At 43.8% G+C, this 22,453-nt stretch carries 21 protein-coding genes; 14 read left to right on the top strand and 7 right to left on the bottom strand.

Features of this window, described 5'->3' with window-relative positions; genetic code table 11:
• Positions 1–42: 42 nt before the first annotated feature.
• Positions 43–1,173: an acyl-CoA dehydrogenase family protein gene (locus DESYODRAFT_RS11345; RefSeq protein WP_007783112.1), complete on the top strand. Its 1,131-nt coding sequence runs from the start codon at positions 43–45 to the stop codon at positions 1,171–1,173.
• Between the two features lie 132 nt (positions 1,174–1,305).
• Here the strand turns inward: DESYODRAFT_RS11345 and DESYODRAFT_RS11350 are convergent, their stop codons facing one another.
• The 5 genes from DESYODRAFT_RS11350 to DESYODRAFT_RS11370 all read right to left on the bottom strand — a co-directional run bounded on the left by DESYODRAFT_RS11350 (position 1,306) and on the right by DESYODRAFT_RS11370 (position 5,817).
• Complete coding sequence (locus DESYODRAFT_RS11350) at positions 1,306–2,553, bottom strand: hypothetical protein (protein WP_007783114.1); 1,248 nt, start codon at positions 2,551–2,553, stop codon at positions 1,306–1,308.
• A 16-nt stretch (positions 2,554–2,569) separates the two neighbouring features.
• Positions 2,570–2,779 (bottom strand): helix-turn-helix domain-containing protein, encoded by a 210-nt coding sequence (locus DESYODRAFT_RS11355; RefSeq protein WP_007783116.1) that lies wholly within the window; start codon positions 2,777–2,779, stop codon positions 2,570–2,572.
• Between the two features lie 10 nt (positions 2,780–2,789).
• The gene (locus DESYODRAFT_RS11360; RefSeq protein ID WP_007783118.1) at positions 2,790–3,263 is read right to left on the bottom strand and encodes a DUF2975 domain-containing protein; all 474 of its coding nucleotides are present in this window, start codon (positions 3,261–3,263) and stop codon (positions 2,790–2,792) included.
• Positions 3,264–3,384: 121 nt separating this feature from the next.
• Complete coding sequence (locus tag DESYODRAFT_RS11365; protein ID WP_007783119.1) at positions 3,385–3,699, bottom strand: MGMT family protein; 315 nt, start codon at positions 3,697–3,699, stop codon at positions 3,385–3,387.
• Between the two features lie 24 nt (positions 3,700–3,723).
• Positions 3,724–5,817, bottom strand: a complete 2,094-nt coding sequence (locus tag DESYODRAFT_RS11370; RefSeq protein WP_007783122.1) for a beta-propeller domain-containing protein — start codon at positions 5,815–5,817, stop codon at positions 3,724–3,726.
• A gap of 214 nt (positions 5,818–6,031) precedes the next feature.
• Between DESYODRAFT_RS11370 and DESYODRAFT_RS11375 the strand changes: the two genes are divergently transcribed.
• The 10 genes from DESYODRAFT_RS11375 (at position 6,032) to DESYODRAFT_RS11420 (ending at position 16,966) form a co-directional block, all read left to right on the top strand.
• Positions 6,032–7,087 (top strand): vWA domain-containing protein, encoded by a 1,056-nt coding sequence (locus DESYODRAFT_RS11375; RefSeq protein WP_007783123.1) that lies wholly within the window; start codon positions 6,032–6,034, stop codon positions 7,085–7,087.
• Between the two features lie 508 nt (positions 7,088–7,595).
• Complete coding sequence (gene ehuB / locus DESYODRAFT_RS11380; RefSeq protein ID WP_007783125.1) at positions 7,596–8,489, top strand: ectoine/hydroxyectoine ABC transporter substrate-binding protein EhuB; 894 nt, start codon at positions 7,596–7,598, stop codon at positions 8,487–8,489.
• 157 nt (positions 8,490–8,646) lie between these two features.
• Positions 8,647–9,294 (top strand): ectoine/hydroxyectoine ABC transporter permease subunit EhuC, encoded by a 648-nt coding sequence (ehuC, locus tag DESYODRAFT_RS11385; RefSeq protein ID WP_007783127.1) that lies wholly within the window; start codon positions 8,647–8,649, stop codon positions 9,292–9,294.
• A gap of 11 nt (positions 9,295–9,305) precedes the next feature.
• Complete coding sequence (ehuD, locus tag DESYODRAFT_RS11390) at positions 9,306–9,959, top strand: ectoine/hydroxyectoine ABC transporter permease subunit EhuD (protein WP_042339634.1); 654 nt, start codon at positions 9,306–9,308, stop codon at positions 9,957–9,959.
• A 62-nt stretch (positions 9,960–10,021) separates the two neighbouring features.
• Complete coding sequence (ehuA, locus tag DESYODRAFT_RS11395; RefSeq protein WP_007783129.1) at positions 10,022–10,810, top strand: ectoine/hydroxyectoine ABC transporter ATP-binding protein EhuA; 789 nt, start codon at positions 10,022–10,024, stop codon at positions 10,808–10,810.
• Between the two features lie 61 nt (positions 10,811–10,871).
• Positions 10,872–12,098: a serine hydroxymethyltransferase gene (locus tag DESYODRAFT_RS11400; RefSeq protein ID WP_007783132.1), complete on the top strand. Its 1,227-nt coding sequence runs from the start codon at positions 10,872–10,874 to the stop codon at positions 12,096–12,098.
• Positions 12,099–12,159: 61 nt separating this feature from the next.
• The gene (locus tag DESYODRAFT_RS11405; RefSeq protein WP_007783133.1) at positions 12,160–12,837 is read left to right on the top strand and encodes a GntR family transcriptional regulator; all 678 of its coding nucleotides are present in this window, start codon (positions 12,160–12,162) and stop codon (positions 12,835–12,837) included.
• 164 nt (positions 12,838–13,001) lie between these two features.
• The gene (locus tag DESYODRAFT_RS11410) at positions 13,002–14,171 is read left to right on the top strand and encodes a M24 family metallopeptidase (protein WP_007783135.1); all 1,170 of its coding nucleotides are present in this window, start codon (positions 13,002–13,004) and stop codon (positions 14,169–14,171) included.
• 27 nt (positions 14,172–14,198) lie between these two features.
• Positions 14,199–15,380, top strand: coding sequence for a M20 metallopeptidase family protein (locus tag DESYODRAFT_RS11415; protein WP_007783138.1), 1,182 nt, complete (start codon positions 14,199–14,201; stop codon positions 15,378–15,380).
• An 86-nt stretch (positions 15,381–15,466) separates the two neighbouring features.
• Entirely contained in the window at positions 15,467–16,966 is a 1,500-nt protein-coding gene (locus tag DESYODRAFT_RS11420; protein ID WP_007783139.1) for an aldehyde dehydrogenase, read from the top strand.
• Positions 16,967–17,021: 55 nt separating this feature from the next.
• Here DESYODRAFT_RS11420 and DESYODRAFT_RS11425 read toward each other — a convergent pair whose 3' ends face one another.
• The gene (locus DESYODRAFT_RS11425; RefSeq protein ID WP_007783141.1) at positions 17,022–17,744 is read right to left on the bottom strand and encodes a glycerophosphodiester phosphodiesterase; all 723 of its coding nucleotides are present in this window, start codon (positions 17,742–17,744) and stop codon (positions 17,022–17,024) included.
• Positions 17,745–18,115: 371 nt separating this feature from the next.
• Between DESYODRAFT_RS11425 and ppsA the strand changes: the two genes are divergently transcribed.
• From ppsA to DESYODRAFT_RS11440, 3 genes are all read left to right on the top strand, one after another.
• Positions 18,116–20,731, top strand: a complete 2,616-nt coding sequence (gene ppsA / locus DESYODRAFT_RS11430) for a phosphoenolpyruvate synthase (RefSeq protein WP_007783143.1) — start codon at positions 18,116–18,118, stop codon at positions 20,729–20,731.
• A 168-nt stretch (positions 20,732–20,899) separates the two neighbouring features.
• Positions 20,900–21,232, top strand: coding sequence for a PadR family transcriptional regulator (locus tag DESYODRAFT_RS11435; protein WP_007783144.1), 333 nt, complete (start codon positions 20,900–20,902; stop codon positions 21,230–21,232).
• A complete protein-coding gene (locus DESYODRAFT_RS11440; RefSeq protein WP_007783146.1) occupies positions 21,226–21,756 on the top strand; it encodes a DUF2812 domain-containing protein in 531 nt (176 codons plus the stop codon). Before DESYODRAFT_RS11435 ends, DESYODRAFT_RS11440 begins: the two co-directional genes overlap by 7 nt.
• On the opposite strand, the gene DESYODRAFT_RS11445 is transcribed toward DESYODRAFT_RS11440, so the two are convergent.
• On the bottom strand, positions 21,753–22,439 hold the full coding sequence (locus DESYODRAFT_RS11445) for a YjjG family noncanonical pyrimidine nucleotidase (RefSeq protein ID WP_007783148.1): 687 nt from the start codon (positions 22,437–22,439) through the stop codon (positions 21,753–21,755). The two genes, DESYODRAFT_RS11440 and DESYODRAFT_RS11445, sit on opposite strands and share 4 nt — an antisense overlap.
• Between the last annotated feature and the right edge of the window lie 14 nt (positions 22,440–22,453).

Here is a 22,453-nt window from a genome sequence, read left to right on the forward strand (position 1 = left end):
CCCCCCTGAGCAGGATTATGGCTAGTTTTTGGAGGTGTATTTATGATAAGCTTTGAACTTACCGACGAACAAAAAGAGTTGCAGGCTATGGTTCGAAAATTTACTAAAAATGAGATTATTCCTGTTGCAGCAGAATACGACCAAAAAAATGAAATGCCGTGGCCCATTATTCAAAAAGGGTTTGAGATTGGCTTGTGGAATTTTAATCTGCCCCAAAAATACAATGGCTTGGAACTGGACCATGTAACTGAAGCCATCCTCATTGAAGAACTGGCTTACGGATGTTTGGGAATCAGCGGAGCATGGGACGGAAATACCCTGGCCCTTACGCCAATCCTGATTGCAGGGACGGAAGAACAGCAAGACAGGTGGCTGCCGCAATTTGCCGAAAAACCCCTTTTGGGGTCCTTTTGTCTCACCGAACCCGGTGCCGGCTCTGATGCAAAATCCATGGTCACCCGGGCGGAAAAAGTTGGTGACGACTACATTATTAACGGTACCAAGTGTTTTATTACCCATGGTGGTATAGCAAGTATGTACACAGTTTTTGCCAAGGTTAAAGGGAGCAAAAAGATCAGCGCCTTTCTGGTATCCGGTGATAATCCCGGTGTTTCCATGGGAAAGGTGGAAGATAAACTGGGGGACAGGGCTTCCCATATAGCAGAAGTGATTTTCGAAGATGTACGGGTTCCGGCCAAAGATCTGCTGGGGCAAGAAGGGGATGGCTTTAAAATTGCCATGCAGACCCTGGACCGGACCAGGATGAGTATAGGGGCAGCAGCAGTCGGGGTGGCGCGCAGGGCCCTGGAAGAGTCCATTGAATACGCTAAGGTTAGAACCCAGTTTGGCAAGCCTATTGGCCAGCACCAAGGAATTGGTTTTATGCTGGCGGATATGGCTACCAAAGTAGAAGCGGCTCGAAGTTTGGTGTTCCTGGCTGCCTCAGAGATAGACGCTAAAAGAATAGACCCTAAATTCGGCGCTATGTGCAAGCTTTATGCAGCGGATATCGCTATGGAAGTAACGGTGGATGCCGTGCAAATTCATGGCGGTTATGGGTACATGAAGGATTACCCCGTGGAAAAGCTGATGAGGGATGCTAAGATCCTGCAAATCTATGAAGGAACCCAGCAAGTACAAAGGATGGTCATTGCCGGCAGACTCTTGAGTTAACTATCAACTTCATTAAACAAGGCTCTCACTTCACAAGCAACCAGAAGAAAAGGCGAAATACCCCTTTTTTCATAACGTTTTAAACGTTTTTGGAAAAAGGGGTATTCTCCTTTTAATTCACTAACTTGAATCTTACTTGAACGTGAAAATTATCGGAAAGACAATGGTAACCATAAGCGTCCAAAGTGAATAAACAGGCAAATATCGCGTAATGGCAGCCTCAATCCTCTCCACTTTAACGTTACCCAATAGAAACCGGAAATAATTAACCGTAATCCTTACTAAGTGGACGAATACAATAAGGTTCATACCCAAAACTGCCAACCGGTTTGGAGTTATGCCATAAGACGTTAATCGGAACAAAATAGCTGATAATGCCACGCAGTCAATCAGTATAGCAACTGTTAGCAAGGCGAAGATTATTCGATCATTGAAAGCAATTTTTGAGCCGGTTTCTCTTCCTGCGACGGAAAAAATCGTGATGGCTAAGACTAAGATCAGCATTAAGTTGAAAATTAATAAGAACTCCCGATCGGTATAAGGATTCTTCTGCATAACAATGATTGTAGCTAAATAGACAGCTAAGGTTATTAAAACTAAAGGACTAAAGACCTTGGCTAAATAAGGTGCAATATTTTTAGTCAGGCCCCTGGTTTTCGCTAAATAAGTACCGACAAATGGTGAAGCGGCAACTCCATATATCGCAATTTTGTTCATATAGAAATTGTCTATTTTGACTTGAATTGCCGCAAATAAATTAATGGTCAAAGCTGTTAAAACGACACCGCAAATGAGTAACAGACCAGCGCTAATTAAAAGCTCACCGTTGTACTTCAGGTATTCCAATACTTTTCCTGGCTGCAGGCGATAGTCTCCCATAAAGGATATTGCAACTAACGACCATAAGAAAAAGGGTAAATGCAGATTAGCCAAAATAATAGTGTCTGAGTTATTTACAGGCAGAAAGTTCAGGTAAATCAATACCGCCAGGTAGGATAGGCTAATTGACAGAATAAGCTTTTTCGAAGGGTTGTTTTTTAAAAGGAAATAGAAGGAAAGCAAAGGGAGAACGGAAAAAACAATATTGGCCGGATTAATTAATCCTTTATCAATGGATGGAAACAAAAACCTGGCAATGGTTCCGGCCAGCAACGAAATCACAATAATTAACAGAAGGTCTTTCCGCTTAGCATCGGGTTCCATCCTTTCATCCCTTGTCAGATCAAAATTTAGTCGTTCATGCCAAACTTTCAGGATGGTTAGATTCTGATTTTCTTTAAATACCTCGGGAAAGGCTCTAATAAATTTCTCAGGCTCCTGACGATAAAGTCTTTCTAACTCGGACGGTTGCTCTAGATTTTTAAAAATGAGATTTTCCATAATAACCTCCAAACCTTTAATTATTCTTTCTGTATTCGAGAATATCCCCCGGTTGACAGTCTAAAGCTGCACAGATAGCCTCTAAAGTAGATAACCGAATCGCTTTTGCCTTACCGGTTTTTAAGACGGAAAGATTAGCAATCGTAATTCCGACTCTCTCCGAAAGTTCTGTGAGGCTCATTTTTCGTTTGGCCAACATCACATCAAGATTGATAATAATTGCCATATTACTCACCTCAAATCGTCAGATCATTTTCGGATTTAATATCAATAGCATCTTTTAAAAGCTTTTCAAGAACAGCAGCAAAGACGGCAATGACAATTGGAGCAAAAGCAATGACCAATCCGAGTAATAAGAGACCCGGGGCATCGTCTGCATCCGCGACGAGATAAAAGAGCGGCATACTTGCCGAAAACAAAACACCGACTGAGATCGCACAGTATTTTATCGTCTTTAAACTGTTTACCGATAATTCCGAGAAAGCTATGTTTTTGTCAATATAGGTTAAAAGTTTAAAAGCCTGATACAATACAACGTAAAAAGGTATCGTTGCGCCATACATGCCGATTATAGAGGGATACACCCAATAAGTCGGAAAATGTTCCGCTGCTTCTTTAGCTATCGGGGGCAACCCAAAGAGACACAAGGCAAGAACCGGAATTCCCATGAGAAAAACAACGACCTTTAAAAACAGTGTTTCTCGTTTCATAAAAAGCACCTCACTGATTTTTCTTGAGTTGATTGTAATATATTATTTATCGTAAATCAATAAATATTTATTGATTTCAATAGCGAAGGGACCAGGTCAAGAACCTGGTCCCTTTCACCGCTTATACTATTCCTGAATTTACCTGCCACAGATACTTTTTCAAATCCACGCACCCGTTTTCCTTGAAGCGGATACCTTCATTGACTAAAAGTTGTTTTTGCCCGGTCCATCCCGGAACTAAACGACCCTGAACGTTTACGACCCTATGACAAGGGATATTGAGGAAGTCCGGGACATGATGGAGTGCTTGCCCAACCATTCTGGAATGTCTGGGGTAACCGCATAAAAAGGCAATCATTCCATAAGTGGCGACATTACCGCAAGGAATATCTTTAACGATCTCATAAACTTTATTTGAGAATTCTTTTCTGTTCAATTCAAATCACCTTAACCTCAAGACCTATTTTAGAATTAAGCTGTTCTTCTCTTGCAGTGACCTAAGATCATTGGCCTTAATCATTTCCGGAGAAATGGTATAGAGTGTGTCTTGGATGTAAATGATCCGCTCTATGGCCTTAGAGCTGTTCAGATAAACTTGACCGGATTTCAAAATGTCCTCATCCTTAAGATGGGTTATTCTTCCTCTTAAGGTGAAGCCCTTGACCAGATCAAAATGATAAACATAAGCACCCTGATAGGTGAATTGCCCATAGTCAGGGAAGCCGTTTCTTGAGTTGGCGGTGCTTGAATTGGCAACTTCCATAAGGGTAACAGGGAAGGATAAAATCCCTCGTTCTTTATCAAACAGCAAGGCTTTGTGGTTGTGAAGCAGTTCGGAATCCGTTCCCCGGTCCCCGATCGTTGTCTTAAACATCTCTACAGGATGAGCAACATCCGTTACATCAAAGACGGCAAGCTTAAGACCCTGGTAAAAGGCCGTCGAGTCCCCGGCTTCAACGGTCAGGCTGCCCGGACCGCTGTTTTGGCTTACTTCGATGGTGTCTTTGCCGAAACCAATGATATGGTTCTCATCATAAGGGTGGAGGTAATCACTGTAGCCCGGGATTTTCAAAGCCCCTAAAATTGTCGGAGCCGTGGGATCTTTAAGGTCCAGGACAAAGAAGGGATCGACTTTTTTAAAGGTTACCAAGTAGCCGCGATCTCCCATAAAGCGAACGGAATAGATTTTCTCACCGGGCGCAATATCTTCGATCCGGCCTGTCAGTTGGAGGTTTTCATCCAGGACATAGACATTATTTTTTGAGGTAAACTCATCCGTTCGCCAAATTTGACCGGTCGTTGTCGCAATCCTTAAGCAGCCCTTATCTTCGTCCAGGGCAAACTGATTAAGAATGGTGCCGGGAACTTCCCCTTTAGCTTTATAGGTGGTTCCCCCTTGAGCCAGTCCGAATTTATAGAGAGCCGTTGTGGTTGTTAAGGAACCGGGAATTAATTTAGAAGAGCTATTAGAGGCCGGCTGCGCTTCTGCTGCAGATTCAGGTGAAGGCTGAGCAGGGTCGGATTGATGAACCTGCTGGTATTGGGTTACCGCCACATAGAGATTGGAGGCAGAAGCATAGACAGCCTGACCGGAACCCAGATAAGCCGCCACCTGCATTTCTTTATCCTTTTGATCCAGATCAAGAGCAGCTATCAGCAAATAATTGGCTTCAATGGATTGGGGAAAGTAGCGGATGTCTTGGTAGCCTATGGCTGAAAAATCCCCTTGGCCGGCAGTATCCCGATAACTGGGGAGGGGTGGTTCCTCACCTTGTTCCATAATACGATAAGTGTCCAAATACTTGTTGGCGATTAAATAAAGGTTGGAACCGATTTTGCGGGAAGACACATAGTCCCCGTCCAGCTCTACTTCCCGCAGCTTCTGCAGATTGCTTTTATCGGCCAGGTCATAGACGATGGCCTTGGTGGTGAAAGGAGTCCATACGGGGGGATATATTTGTACTTGGGAAGCACCCTTAACTTGAGGCTGAACCTTTGGAGCATAGGAAGGGGAAGTTTCCGGGTAATAAGTATTGCCGATTAAGACCAGATAATGATCATCCACATAGAGCTCCCGGGGAGTGAATTCTCCCTCTTTAAAGCCTATACGGCTGAGTATGTGCATCTGATTGGCGGGATAAGCCTGAGTGACAATGAGTTCCTGCTGGTTTACCTGATAGATGTATTGACCATCGTTTTTAATAATATCGGCTTCATCCACACCGGCCACTTGCAGATTAGTGGTTGAATGACCGGAATTTCCCGTCGTCATATCAAAATTGGCTGAAGAGGGTGCTGCCTCATCGACTGTTTGTGCGGATTTATTGACGGATCCCAGCGTTACGTCAACGGCATAGACTCTCCCTTGTCCCAGCAATGTTCTGGAACTTTGCGATTCTTTCAAGAGATTGCGCAAATTTTCGGCGGTTTCCACTGTGGGCAGACTATGTTCCTGGGTTACCGTTACCTCTTCGTCGGTTGCTTTGCCTAGCTCAGGCAAAGTAAGAAAGACAAACACCATGAGCAAAACTACTAAAAACCGAGCCTTTTTCATTTTTAAAACCCTCCTCAATACACCAATAACAACTCCATATTTAATAGACGCGGCCGGGGGAGTAAAACTGACGGCTTGACCTGGAGATTCTCCTTATTTATGTCAGTATTTGTTAATCTAAATCGACTCCTCCCCAGCATAGTATAACAATGTCATTTCAGATGGAAGGGGGAGTGCAATTGGGACGGTAAAAGGAGGGACCCTTTTTGGACTAATGCTGTTAATTCTGACAGTCCTCATAGCTGCCGGCGTCAGCAGGGCAGCCGGTGATTCAAAGCTGAGAATTACTCAAGTAGAGTCGAACTTACCGGACTTGAGGCTATTTCTGCAATTGGATAATGTCAATATGAATAATAGCAAACTTGAAAAGAATTTGAGCATTAAAATCAATGATACTCCCGTCCAAATAACAGATATTCAGCCGGTCAGGAAAGGAAACAAAGTTATTGAAAATACAGCCTACCTGTTCCTGGTCGATACATCGGCATCTGTGCCAAACTATTCCAGTGAAGTCCGGAGTATATTAGAAGGATTATTTGGCTTTGTCAGTGCAAAGGACAAAGTGGCTGTCTTCAGTGTGAGCAGCAAGCTGCAGCCGGTTAAGGATTTTATGAGCAATGCTTCTTCAGACATGGTAACTAAAACTCTTGGAAATGCCCTATCTTTGGATGCCAGGACAGGGATTTATTTATATTCGGGGATCCGCGAAGCTTATGACCAAGGAAGGGCAGCTTCAGATATTCCCTCCCGGCGGGTTATTGTGCTTATTACCGACGGGGGAGTCGAAGGAGATTGTCTCAGTTGTGATGACCTGAAAAACTATCTTGATGTTGACAGATTGCCCGTTTATACCTTGATTTTAAACCAGCAAGCTTCGGCGGATGAGGACTTTAAGAACGCAGCTGATCAAATTGCTCAGAAGTCGGGCGGCCAGGCCTTTGCCGGCAGGAGTGGAACTGAACTTTTCGCTCAGTTCAAGGCCTCCCAGGAAAATGTCTGCGTCCTTAAGCTGAGCTGTGATTACTTTAAACCCCTAAACCTGCAGGCGAACCTGACTGTCTCCTTGCCGGGGGACGAGGGGGAAATCAAGCAAACAGCTAAATTCACGGCCACTCCAGCCCCGGAAAATACAGCGGGGCTTAATGATCGGCAAAATTTGCGTAAGAGCTATTATGGAGTTATAGTGATCCTGCTACCCATGATCCTAGGTTTGTTTATTACCCTGGCTATTGGCTGGGTTTTAATGACTAAGGGTGAGCAGTCCCTTTAGGGCAGCAGGTCGGCCATCCAAATTCGTCACCGGTGACGAATTTGACCTGCACCCAGGCGCTCATCCTTTTAGGATCATGGAAGAGGAGCGGGAGTTAATGGAAACAATAGGAAGGATTTAAATCAGGTATACAGGATTCATCCGGAAAAGGTGTTGCAATATAATTAACAATGGATTAGAATGACAGTCATAAGGTGTGCACAGCCGAAACAACCTGGGAGAATTAAATTATGCAAGCAATGGTGCTTTGAGGATACTCGCAAGAGTAGCTCGAAGCACCATTTTGTATTGCATAAGTTAGCATCTGTGCTTGTTGAGAAAGTGACTAAAGCAAAAAAGGGGGAGAGAATACAACCATCAAGTTTATTTTTTATCAAGAATTGTCGACAATCGACAATAGTGAGCAGAATGAAAGAGGTTATCCATTGTTAACCAAGGGTGAGCATCAAAAGAACCTGAGTATTGAGCAATCGAGCAGACAAAAGGCAGAACAAAGGAGGAAGAAAAAATGAAGAGAAGATCAGTGATTCTGGCCATCCTCAGTGTTTTCATTTTAGGAGCAAGTTTAGTGGGGTGCAGTTCCGGGGCAAAGACTGATAATCCGGCTCCAAAAGAAGAAACTGTCTTAGAAAAAGCAAAGCGGCAAGGGTATATCACCGTAGGTTTTGCCAATGAAGCACCCTATGCTTATGCTACACCGGAGGGAAAATTAACCGGCGAAGCCGTGGAAGTCTCCCGGGTCATCCTTCAGAAATTAGGAATTAAGGAGATGAACGGGGTGTTGACCGAGTTTGGCTCCCTGATCCCCGGTTTAAATGCCAACCGTTTCGATATGATCACCGCCGGCATGTGGATTAACGCGGACCGGGCCAAGCAGGTTGGTTTTGCCAATCCCGATTATCAAATCGGGGAAGGCATCGCTGTCAAGGCCGGAAATCCCCTGAACCTGCACAGTTATGCAGATATCGGTGCTGATTCTAAGGTTAAAGTGGGGGCTATGTCCGGTTCGGCAGAAATTAAAGCGCTCATTGGATCAGGGGTTGCGGAAGCGCAGATCGTCTCGGTTCCGGATCAGCCTTCTGCCCTGGCAGCCCTGCAGGCCGGTCGGGTGGATGTGATCACCATGTCAGGGCCGGCCCTGCAATCCGTCTTAGATACGGCCAAAGATTCCAGCCTTGAGAGGGTCAGGGAATTTACCCAGCCCGTCATAGACGGCAAGAGCATTGTGGGTTATGGAGCCGCGGTCTTCAGAAAGACTGACAACGATTTTCGGGACGCCTATAATAAGGAGCTGGCCGATATGGAGAAGTCCGGTGAACTGCTGGCCATAATAAAGCCCTTTGGTTTTACAGAAGACAACCTGCCTCAAGGAATTACGGTAGAACAAGTGCTGGCAAAGTAAACTCGTTCAGGTTTAGGCTTACTTAAAAATCATCTCCTCAAGGAAGTGGGGGATTTTAGGCGGCAAGAGGTTCGGAGCCAGGAAAACGAACCTCAGCCCCTCACTCCTTCCAATCTCTGGTTTTTTCCTAAGACATCTGAAACAAGGAGCGTGTGCCATGAGCCAGCCATTTGATATTTTGCCGATCCTTTTACGAGGGGCAGGAATAACCATTGAACTTACCTTAGTATCAGCTGTGTTAGCCTTTGGCGTCTCTTTTCTTGTGGGCTTTGGACGTTTGGCCAAATTCAAGCTAATTAGGATTATCGCAGGGGTTTATACGGAGTTCTTTCGGGGAACCTCTTTGCTTGTCCAACTATTCTGGGTGTATTTTGTTTTGCCTCTTTTCAACGTGAATCTAACGGCAATGCAAGCAGGGATCTTGATTCTTGGCTTACACTTCGGTGCCTATGGTTCGGAAGTTGTGCGCAGTTCAATTCTTGCAGTACCCAAAGGACAGACAGAGACAGGAATTGTTTTAAATATGAAGCCCAGACAGATTCTCTGGCGAATTATTTTGCCTCAGGCTTTTCTGATCATGATTCCGACCTTTGGCAATTACCTGATTGAATTGTTAAAGGCCACGGCTATCGTTTCTCTGATCACCTTGAATGATTTGATGTTCCAGGCCAGTATGCTGCAGAATACGACCCTTCGGACAACAGAAGTGTTTGGGATGGTGCTGCTCATTTATTTCTGCCTGGCCTATCCCCTTACCCTGGGAGTTCGTTGGGTTGAACGAAAAATTTCTGTGGGGAGGGCTTAATAATGTGGGAAATGTGGGATTGGAGTTTTTCAGTTTCAATTTTGCCGAAATTACTGAAGGCTTTACAGATAACCCTCGGTGCCACCTTTGTGGCGTTCCTTTTAAGCTGTGTCTTGGGTTTAATTATAGCGATCCTCAAGAGGTCCAGGATCAAGCCTCTGGTTTGGCTTGTAGGGGGACTGGTTGAATTTGTCAGGAGCACCCCTTTGCTGGCCCAAGTATTTTTCGTCTTTTATGTACTGCCTAAGTTCGGCTTTGCCTTATCCCCATTTTTAGCGGGTGTACTTACTTTGGGGATTCATTACAGTACTTATCTATCTGAAGTCTACCGAGCAGGGATTGAGTCGATTCCCAGGGGTCAGTGGGAAGCTGCCGGCGTGTTGAATTTTTCCCGGACTTATATCTGGCTGAGAATTATTATTCCTCAAGCGATTCCACCGATGATCCCGGTTTTGGGCAACTATTTAATTGCCTTACTCAAGGACACTCCTTTGCTTTCAGCGATTACCCTGATTGAATTGTTGGGAACTGCCAAAATTATTGGAGCAGACTCCTTTCGCTACTTAGAACCAATTACTATGGCTGGTCTCATATTTTTAGGGTTGAGTTACCTGTTGTCGCTGCTTGTTCAACAACTGAATGCCCAATTAAACCAGAATTTATAAATCTCTAATTGATCCAAACATCAGCAGTTTAACGTTCAAACAGAAAAAGGAGGGGCGGATCAATGAAATATGAAGCAGAAGTAAAGTCTGAGCCTATGGTTCGTTACCGGGGAATAGCCAAGTCTTTTGGCAGTCTCCAAGTATTAAATGAAATCGACTTGGATATTGCCCCCGGCGAAAAGGTTGCCGTGATTGGTCCGAGCGGTTCAGGGAAGACCACTTTAGGGCGTATGCTGGTGACCCTGGAAAAGCCGACAGCCGGTACCATAGAGGTTAATGGAGAACAACTATGGCATAAAACCGTCAATGGCCAACTGGTCCTTGCCGATGACAAGCATCTGCACAAAGTACGTGGTCATGTAGGGATGGTTTTTCAGCAGTTTAACCTCTTTCCCCACATGTCAATTCTAAAAAACGTTATGGAAGCTCCTGTTCATGTGCTTGGCATCGCTAAGCAAGAAGCTAAAGAGCAGGCTGCAGCTATGTTGGATAAAGTTGGTTTGGGTCAAAAGCTGGATAATTACCCGAGACAGCTTTCAGGAGGACAGCAACAACGGGTGGCTATTGCCCGGGCCTTGGTGATGCGTCCCAAAGTTATGGTTTTTGATGAAGTGACCTCAGCCCTTGACCCGGAAATGGTGGGAGAAGTGCTTGCCGTTCTAAAAGAGATTGCCGAAGAAGGCAACATGACGATGCTCCTGATTACCCATGAAATGGCGTTTGCCAGCGAAGTCGCTGATCGGGTTATTTTTATGGATGGCAAAATTATTGAACAGGGCCCTCCTGAACAATTGTTTGGAAACCCGCAAAACCCGCGGACAATTACCTTCTTAAGCCGATTCCGAAGGTGATTTTACGGTTTAGTTTAAAAGCCCTTTTATCAGAGGTCCGATAATTAAAGGAGAGAGCAGAATGTTTAATAACATCGAGGAAATAGACGATCTGGTTAACAAACATGTTCAATACCGACAGAGTTGTTTAAATTTAATCGCTTCAGAAAACTACTCCAGTCCGACAGTGCGCAATCATTTGACCTCTGACTTTGGCAACCGCTACGGTTGTTACTCGACGGCAAATCCTGCAGCGAGAGAATACCGGGGCAATAAATACATTCATGAATTTGAAACAAAGACTCAAAACCTGGTAAAGGACGTATTTGGTGCCGCCTATGCAGATTTAAGACCGATTGGGGGGCATATCGCCGGTGTGGCAGCAGTGCTCGGCCTGCTCTCCCCCAATGATTTGGTCCTGGAAATAGAGCTTAAAGATTGGGGTCATGGTTTAGTTACTTTGATGCGCGAAGCGTCTCACTTAAATCAAAGCATTAGAACCGATTTCATACCTTTCGATGAAGATAGGGCTGTGGATCTTCCCAAACTAAGAAAAATGCTTTGTGAGTTGAAACCAAAGATGCTGATTTTCGGAGGATCGGGTATGCTCTGGCCGGAGCCCATTGCTGAGATCAAGGATATAGCTGCTAAGGAAGGAATTATCTTAGTTCATGATTCCTCTCATGTCAATGGACTCATTGCAGGGGGAGTATTTCCTAACCCTCTGGAAGAGGGCGTTGACGTAATGTTCGGCAGTACTCATAAATCATTTCCCGGACCCCAGGGCGGCTTTATTCTCACCAATAAGTTTGAGATGTATGAGAAAATGGGCAATACCTTAGGAGCTTCATTGGTTACCAGTCATCATTTACATCGTCTTCCGGCTTTGGCTGTATCAATGTTAGAAATGAAGACCTTTGGAAAAGATTATGGTACCCAAGTGATTAAAAATTCTCAAGCCCTGGGTATGTACATGGAGAAAAATGGCTTCAAGGTTATTGGCTCCGGTAAGGGCTATTCCCAAACCCATCTGATTCTGGCCGATGTCAGCGAATTCGGCAGTGGGCTGGAAATCTCTAAATTATTGGAGAAAGCCCATATCCTATGCTCCGATGACTTTGGCCAACTGGACAAGGAAATACGGATAGGGACTGCTGAGGTTACCAGAAATGGAATGCAAGAAGGAGATATGCAGTTTATTGCAGATTGTTTCCAGAGAATTATCGTAAAAAAGGAAGACCCCTCCGGAGTAGCCGAGGATATTGGTTGTTTTACTAAGAATTATCGTGATTATCGATATATGCTGTGAAGCTGCAAATTGCGCTGATTAATATTGCCTACTACGCGGGTAAGATCCAGGGGAGGCTGTTATGAGAGAAGAAAAAAGATTGGTGCCTGGGAATCTAAGCTCTTTGGTTGTAGATTACCTTAAAAATAAGATCCTGTCCGGACATTTTAAAGAGGGGGATCATGTTACTGAGGTCAATATAGCTGCAGAGCTGGGGATCAGTCGAGCCCCCGTACGGGAGGGAATCAGGGAGTTGCAAAACCAGGGTCTGATGAAATCAGTACCCCGGAAAGGCAACTTTGTTGTCAGGATGGGTTTGGAAGATGTAAGGGAAATTTTTGATATAAGGATTCTTTTGGAAAATAGTGTTCTGGAAATTATCGTTAGGGAAAATAAATTGTCTGAGGGGGACTTTTGTAATTTAACTGAGATCGTCATGGAAATGGAAAGAATTGCAGAAGGTCAGGGTGAAGAGGCTGAAAAAATCGTTAGAGTGAACCAAAAAGATATGGAGTTTCACAGCTATTTATGGGAAAAATCCGGCAGCAAACGAAGGGAAAAGGTTTTGCACGATCTTTATGTCCAACTCCAAATGGCTATGGTTATAGATACTCAGCTTACAGGTGATCTTGATGTAACGGCCAAAGATCATTATGAGATTATCAGATATTTGAAGCTGGCTGATTTGGAAAACTGTAAAAAGGCTCTGAAAAACCATATTATTACTTATAAGATAGAAGAAGCTGTCAATCAATCATAGATACACTGACCCAACCAGTTCGGTAAGCTGAATAAGCAAAGCAATGGCGCTTAGGGTTACTTGTAAGAGTAATTCAAAGCGCCATTTCCTTTTGTCCTGGATTAGATTTCCCTATGTCACAATCGGCAATTCTGAATTTTTATAGTTAGGAAAGGATGAGCGGGATGTTAAATTTCGAAGAGTCTGAGTATCAAACTCGCCTGCAAAAAGTGAAGGAAAGGATGAATGAGCTGGGAATACGGGTCTTGCTGGTGACAGATCCCGCCAATATGAATTATCTGACGGGTTATGATGGCTGGTCATTTTATGTTCACCAATTAGTTATTGTCCTCATTGATCAAGAACAGCCCATATGGGTGGGCAGAGGGCAGGATGCTAATGGTGCCAAAGTTACGACCTGGTTAGACTCAGACCATATTCGAGCCTATACCGATGATTATGTTCACTCCACTCTTAAGCATCCTATGGACTACGTGGCAACTATTTTACAGGAAAACGGTTATGGAGAAGCCTCGATAGGCGTGGAAATGGATTCCTACTACTTTACCGCAAAATGCTTGGAAAGCTTGAAGCATGATCTGCCTAAGGCGGCTTTCCAAGATGCCAACCTGCTTGTCAATTGGGTAAGATTAGTCAAATCCAATCAGGAAATCGAATATATGAAAAAGGCTACCCAAATTGTCAAAAACGTCATGCAGACAGCTATGAATGCCGTTCAAATTGGAGTTAGAGAATGTGACGTTGCCGCTAAGGTTTATCATGCCCAGATGACCGGAACGGAGGATTTCGGAGGAGATTATCCGGCTATTGTGCCCTTGATGCCTTCGGGAGAGAGAACCTCAACTCCCCATTTGACTTGGACGGATAGACGATATAAACATGGAGACTTAGTCATTCTGGAGCTGGCCGGTTGTTATAAACGTTATCATGCTCCTTTGGCCAGAACCATGATTCTGGGCGAAGCACCCCAAAAAGTCAAAGATTTGTCCAGGGTGGTCATTGAGGGGATCAGTGCTGCTCTTGATTTTATTAAACCTGGTGTGACCTGCGCGGAGATTGAAAGAGTATGGAAAAAGAGCATTGAAAAAAGCGGCTTTATCAAAGATTCCCGGATCGGCTATTCCATGGGTCTGAATTATCCGCCTGACTGGGGTGAACATACTGCCAGTATCCGGCCCGGGGACAAGACCGTCCTGCAGCCCAATATGACCTTTCATATGATCCCCGGCATTTGGCAGGAGGATTATGGGGTGGAGATCAGTGAGCCTTTTCGGGTTACAGAGCAAGGGTGCGAATTATTCGTTGACTTCTCCCGCCAATTGCTGGTTAAGTGAAGTTTAGTTAAGGGAGTAAAAGGAATTATGGATAATATCAAACATGAAATTGCCTTGCTAGAAGAAGAGCTCATTTCCCTGCGACGTGATTTTCATCAATATCCTGAGTTGGGATATCAGGAATTCCGCACCTCAGGCATTATAGCAGACTATCTGGCAAACCTTGGCTTAGAAGTAACCAGGGTGGCCGGGACTGGAGTTGTAGGCTTATTAAGGGGCAAAGGGGGAACGGGTAAGACCTTATTAATCCGGGCTGATATGGATGCGCTCCCTGTAGAAGAAAAAACAGATTTAGCATTCAAGTCCCGGATTTCAGGAGTCATGCATGCTTGCGGACATGATGGTCACTGTGCTGTTCAACTTATTGTCGCCAAGGTATTAGCAAACCATAAGGATGAAATTAAGGGATGCGTTAAGTTTATCTTCCAGCCCAATGAAGAAGTGGCAGGCGCTCTGGACATGATTAAGGCTGGGGTTTTGGAAAATCCTAAAGTTGACGCCGCTTTAGCTATTCATCTTTGGAGTCCCATTTCCAGTGGCAAAATCGGCTTGAGTGCAGGGCCTGTCTTAGGAACTACCGAAGAATTTGAGTTAAAAATTATTGGTAAATCAGGCCATACATCTGCGCCCCATACTGCTTTAGACCCAATTTTAGGGGCAGCAAAAGTTATTGATGCCGTTCAATTACTCACTAGCAGGGAATTTGACCCTCTGCTGCCAATCGTCATCATGTTCGGGAAAATTCAAGGTGGGAAGGTCAGAAATAGTATTCCTGATTGTGTGGAATTAGGCGGTACTATCCGATTTCTTTTCGATGAGGAAAGGGTGGCTAAGCCTGGGGTCTTGAAGGGTTTTGAGAGAATAGTTAAGGGAACCTGTGATTCTTTGAATTTAGGCTATGAACTAAGCTTTATTCCGAGCAACCCGTCCCTGGTTAATGACGGGGACTTGGTGGCTCTGGTTAAGAAGGCGGCTGTGGATACCTATTCTTCCGGCAATAATCTGGAAGTCTTTCGCAGTTTAGCAGGAGATGATTTTGCCGAATTCAGCCAGCGAGTTCCTTCAGTGATGACCTTTGTGGGGATCAGCAATGCGGAAAAGAAGACGGATTATCCCCATCATAATTCCTCCTTTGATATTGATGAAGCGATGTTGAAATACGCTGTGGAATTACAGGTAAGGTCAGCATTTAATTTTTTTAAGGCCTAAGGATTAAACCGTGTCTGAATCCGCTTAAACAGCAGGTATTGCTGATCAGAAAGAAATTGATTCTAACGAGAAATGGAGTGTTATATATGGGATTATTAAGCAAATCTGAGTATAAAAAAATTGCTCAAACTATTCGATATTGTACGGATGCCCTGATCGATGGGAAAATGGTAAAGTCATTATCCGGCAAAACCTTTATAACAGAAAACCCGGCTACCGGCGAAAAATTAGCGGAGATTACCGCTTGCAATGGCGAAGATGTTGAGCTGGCCGTTAAGGCCGCCCGCCGAGCTTTCAATGACAAGCGGTGGGCAGGCTTGGCACCTGCCGAGAGGAAAAGGATTCTCCTGAAAATGAGCAGCCTTATCCTTGAACACAAGGATGAACTGGCTGTCCTGGAATCCTTGGACAGCGGGAGACCTGTCTATGATATTGCTCAAAGTGATGTGGTTGAGACTGCTGAGTGTATTGCCTGGCATGCAGAGGCTGCGGATAAGCTTGAAGATCAGATCACGGCATCCGGTCCGGATATTTTAAGTATGATTGTACGAGAACCTATCGGTGTTGTGGGGGCGGTACTTCCCTGGAATTTCCCCATGCTGATGGCGGCCTGGAAGCTGGGGCCTATTTTGGCCGCCGGCAACAGCGTGGTTGTAAAACCCTCAAAGCTTACCACTATGACTATGCTGAGGATCGCTGAATTAGCCTTGGAAGCAGGCATACCCCAAGGAGTCCTGAATGTGGTTACCGGCTCCGGAGCATTGGTGGGAGAAGCCATCGCCTTGCATCCGGATGTCAATCTGATAACCTTCACCGGTTCAACGGCGGTTGGCCGTACTTTACTGGAGTACTCAGGCAAATCAAATCTAAAACGTGTTCTCCTGGAGTTAGGCGGTAAGAATCCCTGCGTCGTCATGCCCAATATTACCGATCTGGATGCTGCCGCCGAGGGAATTGCTCAGGCTGCCTTTTGGAATATGGGTGAAAATTGCAGCGCCAACTCCCGACTGATTGTGCATAAAGACATTAAGGATGCCTTATTAAAGGCGGTTATCGAGAAAACCAAGGATTGGACCGTGGGAGATCCCTTAGATCCTCAATTCCGCTTAGGTTCCATGATCGAGAGACCTCATATGGAAAAAGTTCTGGACTATATTGAAACGGCGAAGGCTGAGGGTGCAGATCTCATCTATGGAGGACGCCAAATCTTGCAGGAAACGGGGGGCTGCTTTATCGAACCCACAATTTTTGACAACGTTACTGCCGGCATGACCATTGCTAAAGAAGAAATCTTTGGACCGGTTTTAGGAGTGATGACCTTCGGAGACGAAGAAGAAGCCATCCGGATGGCCAACGATACAGAATATGGTCTGCATGCCTCAATCTGGTCAAATGATGTCAATGAAGTTCATAGACTATCCAAAGCAATTCAAGCAGGCACAATTTCAGTTAACTGCTTTTCTGAAGGAGATATGGGAACTCCCTTCGGCGGATTTAAACAATCAGGATTTATTGGCAGAGATAAGTCTCTGTGGGCCAGCCGGCAATATACAGAAATGAAGACTGTCTGGATGAAAACTTTATGAAGCATCAGTGCAATTAGGGCAGACGTCTGCAATTATGCTCCAAGGGGCTGATTATTTATAAGGCCATATCACTGCCAAGAATATTGATACCACTTTGAAGCAAATATCTGGCTGTACGACGGTTAGTAATTCCATTGGCATTTGGTACAAGCCCATTAAACTTTAACAAAGGAAGCAATTGGGGTATTTCAATAAATGCTTGATATGGTGCACAAGCCAAAGTAATGTTAGCCTCTTTCATCCGTTCAATATTGAAGTCGCCAGGTAAAAGCAGTTTTCCTAAAGGAATAGATGAATTTAGATGTCGGAAATTCTCCAATTGTTCAAAATTGAAGGAAATAACCGTTACGTAGTTTTCCATTTCACATTTATAGATTTCATAAAGAATACACTCAAGGTCAGAAGAGGTAACCGTTTTCTTTAACTCAATGTACATTTTCCCTTTTTGTCTTACGGTAAGAAGTGCTTCATGAAGTGAAGGGACTTTCTGTCCACGATAGAAATGTGAAAATTTAGCTCCGGCGTCAAGTTCCCTTAGTTCTTTAAGAGTCATGGAAGTGACTGGGCCATGGCCGTTAGTAGTCCGGTCAACGGTCTCATCATGAATTACGATGGGAACTTTGTCGTAACTCATTTGAACATCAAGCTCTATACCATCGGCACCCAAATCCAAAGCTTTACGGAATGCCGCTAATGTGTTTTCTGGGAAAAGAAGTTGATAACCGCGATGGGCAATAATTTCGAATCCTTTTACTCTTTTATTGATGAATGAACCCATATTCCAATTATTCTCCTATTGTGTTCAGCGTTATATTACATAGTATTCTCTATAGACTAAGAGTCAACTGGTCCAAATTTAATAATTATTGATTGGATCAAGATTGTGGAGGCCGTGAAATCCCTCTGGTCTTCGATCCTTCGCTATGTGCCATAACAATGATATAACAAAAGGAAGGGTTTCTGACCCTTCCTTACATTATTTGAACTATTTCAGCTCGCTAAATAACTGGTTTCATTGAATTCTTCCTACTTTAATTATAACATACAAAAAATTGTAAATGTAGACTATTTCTTCCCATTTGTTGCTGCTATAATGCAAGAGCACGCCAAAGAAACCAAAAGAAATGTAATGGTTAGGAGAGATATGGAATGAGTTCTTTGGTTCTAGGTTTTCAGGAAATGGAAAAGACACAGCTTTTGCTCGTTGGCGGAAAAGGGTTGAATTTAGGGGAATTATCAAAAATTCAAGGAATACAAGTACCGGAAGGATTTTGTGTTACAACCGTGGGATATCAAAAAGCCATCGAACAAAACGAAAGGTTTCAAACCTTGTTGGATCAACTAACCCTGCTAAAAGCAGAGAATCGGGATCAAATCAGTGAAATCAGCAGGAAGATCCGACAAATCATTAGGGAAGTAGAAATTCCTTCCGATGTTGTGAAAGCAGTTGCTCACTATCTCTCCCGGTTTGGTGATGAACATGCTTATGCAGTGCGTTCCAGTGCGACGGCTGAAGATTTACCCCAGGCCTCTTTTGCCGGTCAGCAAGACACCTATTTAAATATCATCGGAAAAGAAGCAATCCTAAAGCATATCAGCAAATGTTGGGCTTCCCTCTTTACGGATCGTGCGGTAATCTACCGAATGCAAAACAGATTTGACCACAGACAAGTTTATATATCCGTTATTGTTCAAAGGATGGTTTTCCCACAGGCTTCAGGGATTTTATTTACCGCCGATCCCCTTACATCTAACCGAAAGCTGCTATCGATCGATGCCGGTTTTGGACTTGGAGAAGCACTGGTCTCCGGCTTGGTATCTGCCGATTGTTATAAAGTACGGGAAGGGGAAATCGTCCATAAGCTGATAGCAACTAAAAAATTGGCTGTCTATGGAGTAAAAGAAGGCGGAACAAAGACCCAGCCCATCGATCCTGATCAGCAAAAGACTCAAACACTTACTGACCGGCAAATTTTACAACTGGCACGCCTGGGAAGACAGATCGAAGCACATTTCGGCTGCCCTCAGGACATCGAATGGTGTTTGCTTGTTGATACATTTTATATTGTCCAGAGCCGGCCAATCACTACGTTATACCCGATCCCTGAAGCGAACGATGAAGAAAATCACGTTTACGTATCTGTAGGGCATCAGCAAATGATGATTGACCCCATGAAACCATTGGGAATGTCGATATTCCAGTTAACATCCTTTGGACCCAGGTTTAAAGCCGGCGGAAGGTTGTTTGTTGATGTTACACATCTGCTGGCTTCACCTGACAGCAGAGAAACGTTATTGGATACCATGGGACAACACGATCCGCTCATGAAAGACGCACTCATGACCGTTATAAAGCGAGGAGATTTTATAAAATCGTTGCCAAATGATAAGCAAGAACCGAGTTCCGGTAAAAGCAATAAGCGTGTGTCGTCCGCGGATTCTCAAGTACAAATTGAAAACAATCCGACCATCGTTTCTGATTTGATTAAGCGTAGTCAAACATCCATAGAAGAGTTAAAACAAGCCATCCAAAGGAAATCAGGGTTGGATTTATTGGATTTTATCCTGGAAGACATCCAGGAGTTAAAGAAGATTTTATTTGACCCACAAAGTTCGGCTGTATATATGGCTGCTATGGATGCTTACGCCTGGATCAATGAAAAAATGAACCAGTGGTTAGGTGAAAAAAATGTAGCAGACACCCTTTCTCAATCTGTACCCAACAATATTACCTCGGAAATGGGTCTGGCGCTCTTGGATGTGGCAGATGTGATTAGCCCTTATCCGGAAGTCATTGATTATTTGCACCATGTAAACGATGATAACTTTTGGGCTGAACTGGTTAAGGTTGACGGCGGGCAAGTTGCCCAGGATGCTATCTCGGCTTATCTCAACCAATATGGAATGCGCTGTGCCGGAGAAATCGATATTACGAAAACCCGTTGGAGCGAAAAGCCAACGACGCTTGTCCCCTTGATTCTCAATAACATCAAAAACTTTGAACATAAGGCCGGCCAGCGGAAATTTGAGCAAGGGCAACTGGAAGCTTTGCAAGAAGAACAAGAGTTATTAGATCGATTGCAGCAATTACCGGATGGTGAACAAAAAGCCAAAGAAACAAAACGAATGATCCACCTAATGCGGAATTACATCGGTTATCGTGAATATCCAAAATACGGCATGGTCAATCGCTACGGCCTTTATAAACAGGCTTTACTGAAAGAAGCCGAACAACTCGTACAAATGGGCGTTATTCATGACAAAGAGGATATCTACTATCTCACGTTTGAAGAACTTCGCGAAGTCGTACGCACAAATAAACTGGATTACCAGATCGTAAGCAAACGAAAAGACGAGTACAACTTCTATGAAAAACTAACTCCCCCACGTGTTATCACCTCTGATGGTGAAACGCTCTCCGGTGAATACCAACGAGAAAATCTTCCAGCGGAAGCTATTGCAGGTCTGCCTGTTTCTTCCGGAGTTGTAGAGGGACGAGCACGGGTCATCTTAACCATGGAAGATGCTGATCTGGAAGATGGGGATATCTTAGTCACCTCCTTTACTGACCCTAGCTGGACACCCTTGTTTGTATCCATAAAAGGCTTAGTCACCGAAGTCGGCGGACTGATGACCCATGGAGCGGTTATCGCCCGGGAATATGGCTTACCGGCAGTTGTCGGAGTGGAAAATGCCACTAAACTGATCAAAGATGGGCAGCGAATTCGCGTGCATGGAACAGAAGGGTATGTAGACATCCTGTAATCGAATACGTCCAGTAGAAGAATAGATCCATTCACCCGGAAGCTCACAGATGTGAACTTCCGGGTGCTTTTCATTTAAAGGCCTTTGAGTTAAATAGATCGTTGACAGATATATCGGACGGTGATATATATAATATATCGGCAAACGATATATTGGAGGTTGATTAATTTGGATAATAGTTCCCCTTTGACCGAAGCCTTATTTTATATATTGTTGGCGGTGCGCACACCAAACCACGGTTATGGCATCATTCAGGATATTAATGAAATGACAGGCGGCAGGGTGGTATTAGGCCCTGGCACTTTGTATGGTGCCATTAACTCTATGCTTGGCAAAGGTTGGATCAGTTTATTCAGTGAGGATAAAGAGTCCAGAAAGAAAAAGGAATATTTGCTCACTAAAATTGGCAGGGAAATATTTGAGCAGGAAGTTAACAGGCTAAATGAGCTTGTAGAGAATGCCAAGAAGATGGATGAACGAAGGGAGATGAAGCAATGTTAAAGTTCAAACTCTATTATGATAAAGATGCCGAAGAAGTTTGGTTAAGAGAAATGTCGTTACAAGGCTGGGCTTTCAAACGATTCTTTCTGGGGTTTTACATTTTTAAGCCCTGTGAACCGGGAGATTATAATTATCAGATCGATTTTCTTGATAACTGGAGAGGGGATAAATCCGATTATGCAGCCTTTATGGAGGACCTGGGAGTAGAAGTTATCGACCAATGGTGGAGATGGGTCTACCTAAGGAAAAAGGCAGCCGATGGTCCCTTTGAAATGTATACCGATGCCGAGTCCAAAATTAATTTGTATAGGAAAATTATCAACTTCTTTAAGATATTTTTAGTCATTGAAGCCATTTGCTTTTTTATGGAACTGACAGCGGCAATTCGCACCGGCAATTTCGTGTTGGGGGTGTTTACCGTTATCCTGGGAGCCATCGCCTTAGCCATCTTAAATGTGGTTTGGCAATGCCAATGGAAAATTGAACAACTAAAGTTCTCCAAAGAGAACATAGGTTCATTTTAGCGGGTGCAAATGTGAGATAATTGTGCTAAATCTGTAATCGTGTAAGTGCTTTGAATTTCCGGAGGGCATTCTTGCGATGTTCTATTGAACCAACAGGTATCAATTCCCGACATCAGGCCGCCTTTAATATCCGTGTTTAAGGAATCCCCGATTATAAGCGCATCCCTTGCATCAAAATCCTTAATATGACTCATCACATAATCAAAGAATGCTTTTGAAGGCTTTTGAAATCCAATGCTTTGAGAATCAAATATGTCTTCAAAAAAATCATATAAGCCTGCCTGCTTTAATCGTTTTAGCTGAGTTTTGGTTATACCATTTGTGATCGCAAACAGTCTATGGGATACAGATAAGCTCTGACACACTTCCAAAGCTCCGTCAATCAGCTGATATCCATTACCCAAAAGTTCCCGATATTGATTTTCCCACTCCATCCCATCCACGATTTTGTCCAATTTCAACATGGTTTTTGAAAACCTTGAGTTTAATACCTCGTCTAAGGCAATGGTTCCATTTTCATAATCAGTCCACAGTTGTTTGTTTACGGAATTATATAGTCGAAAAAGTTCATCTGAAAAAGTATAACCATTTTGTTGAAACAATTTATTTAACGAATCAATTTCGTTAGCACTGAAATCTAATAATGTATCATCTAAATCAAATAGTAATAGTTTATAACTCATTTAAATCGCTCCTT

Origin of the sequence: Desulfosporosinus youngiae DSM 17734 (assembly GCF_000244895.1) — a bacterium.
Taxonomy (GTDB): Bacteria; Bacillota; Desulfitobacteriia; order Desulfitobacteriales; family Desulfitobacteriaceae; genus Desulfosporosinus; species Desulfosporosinus youngiae.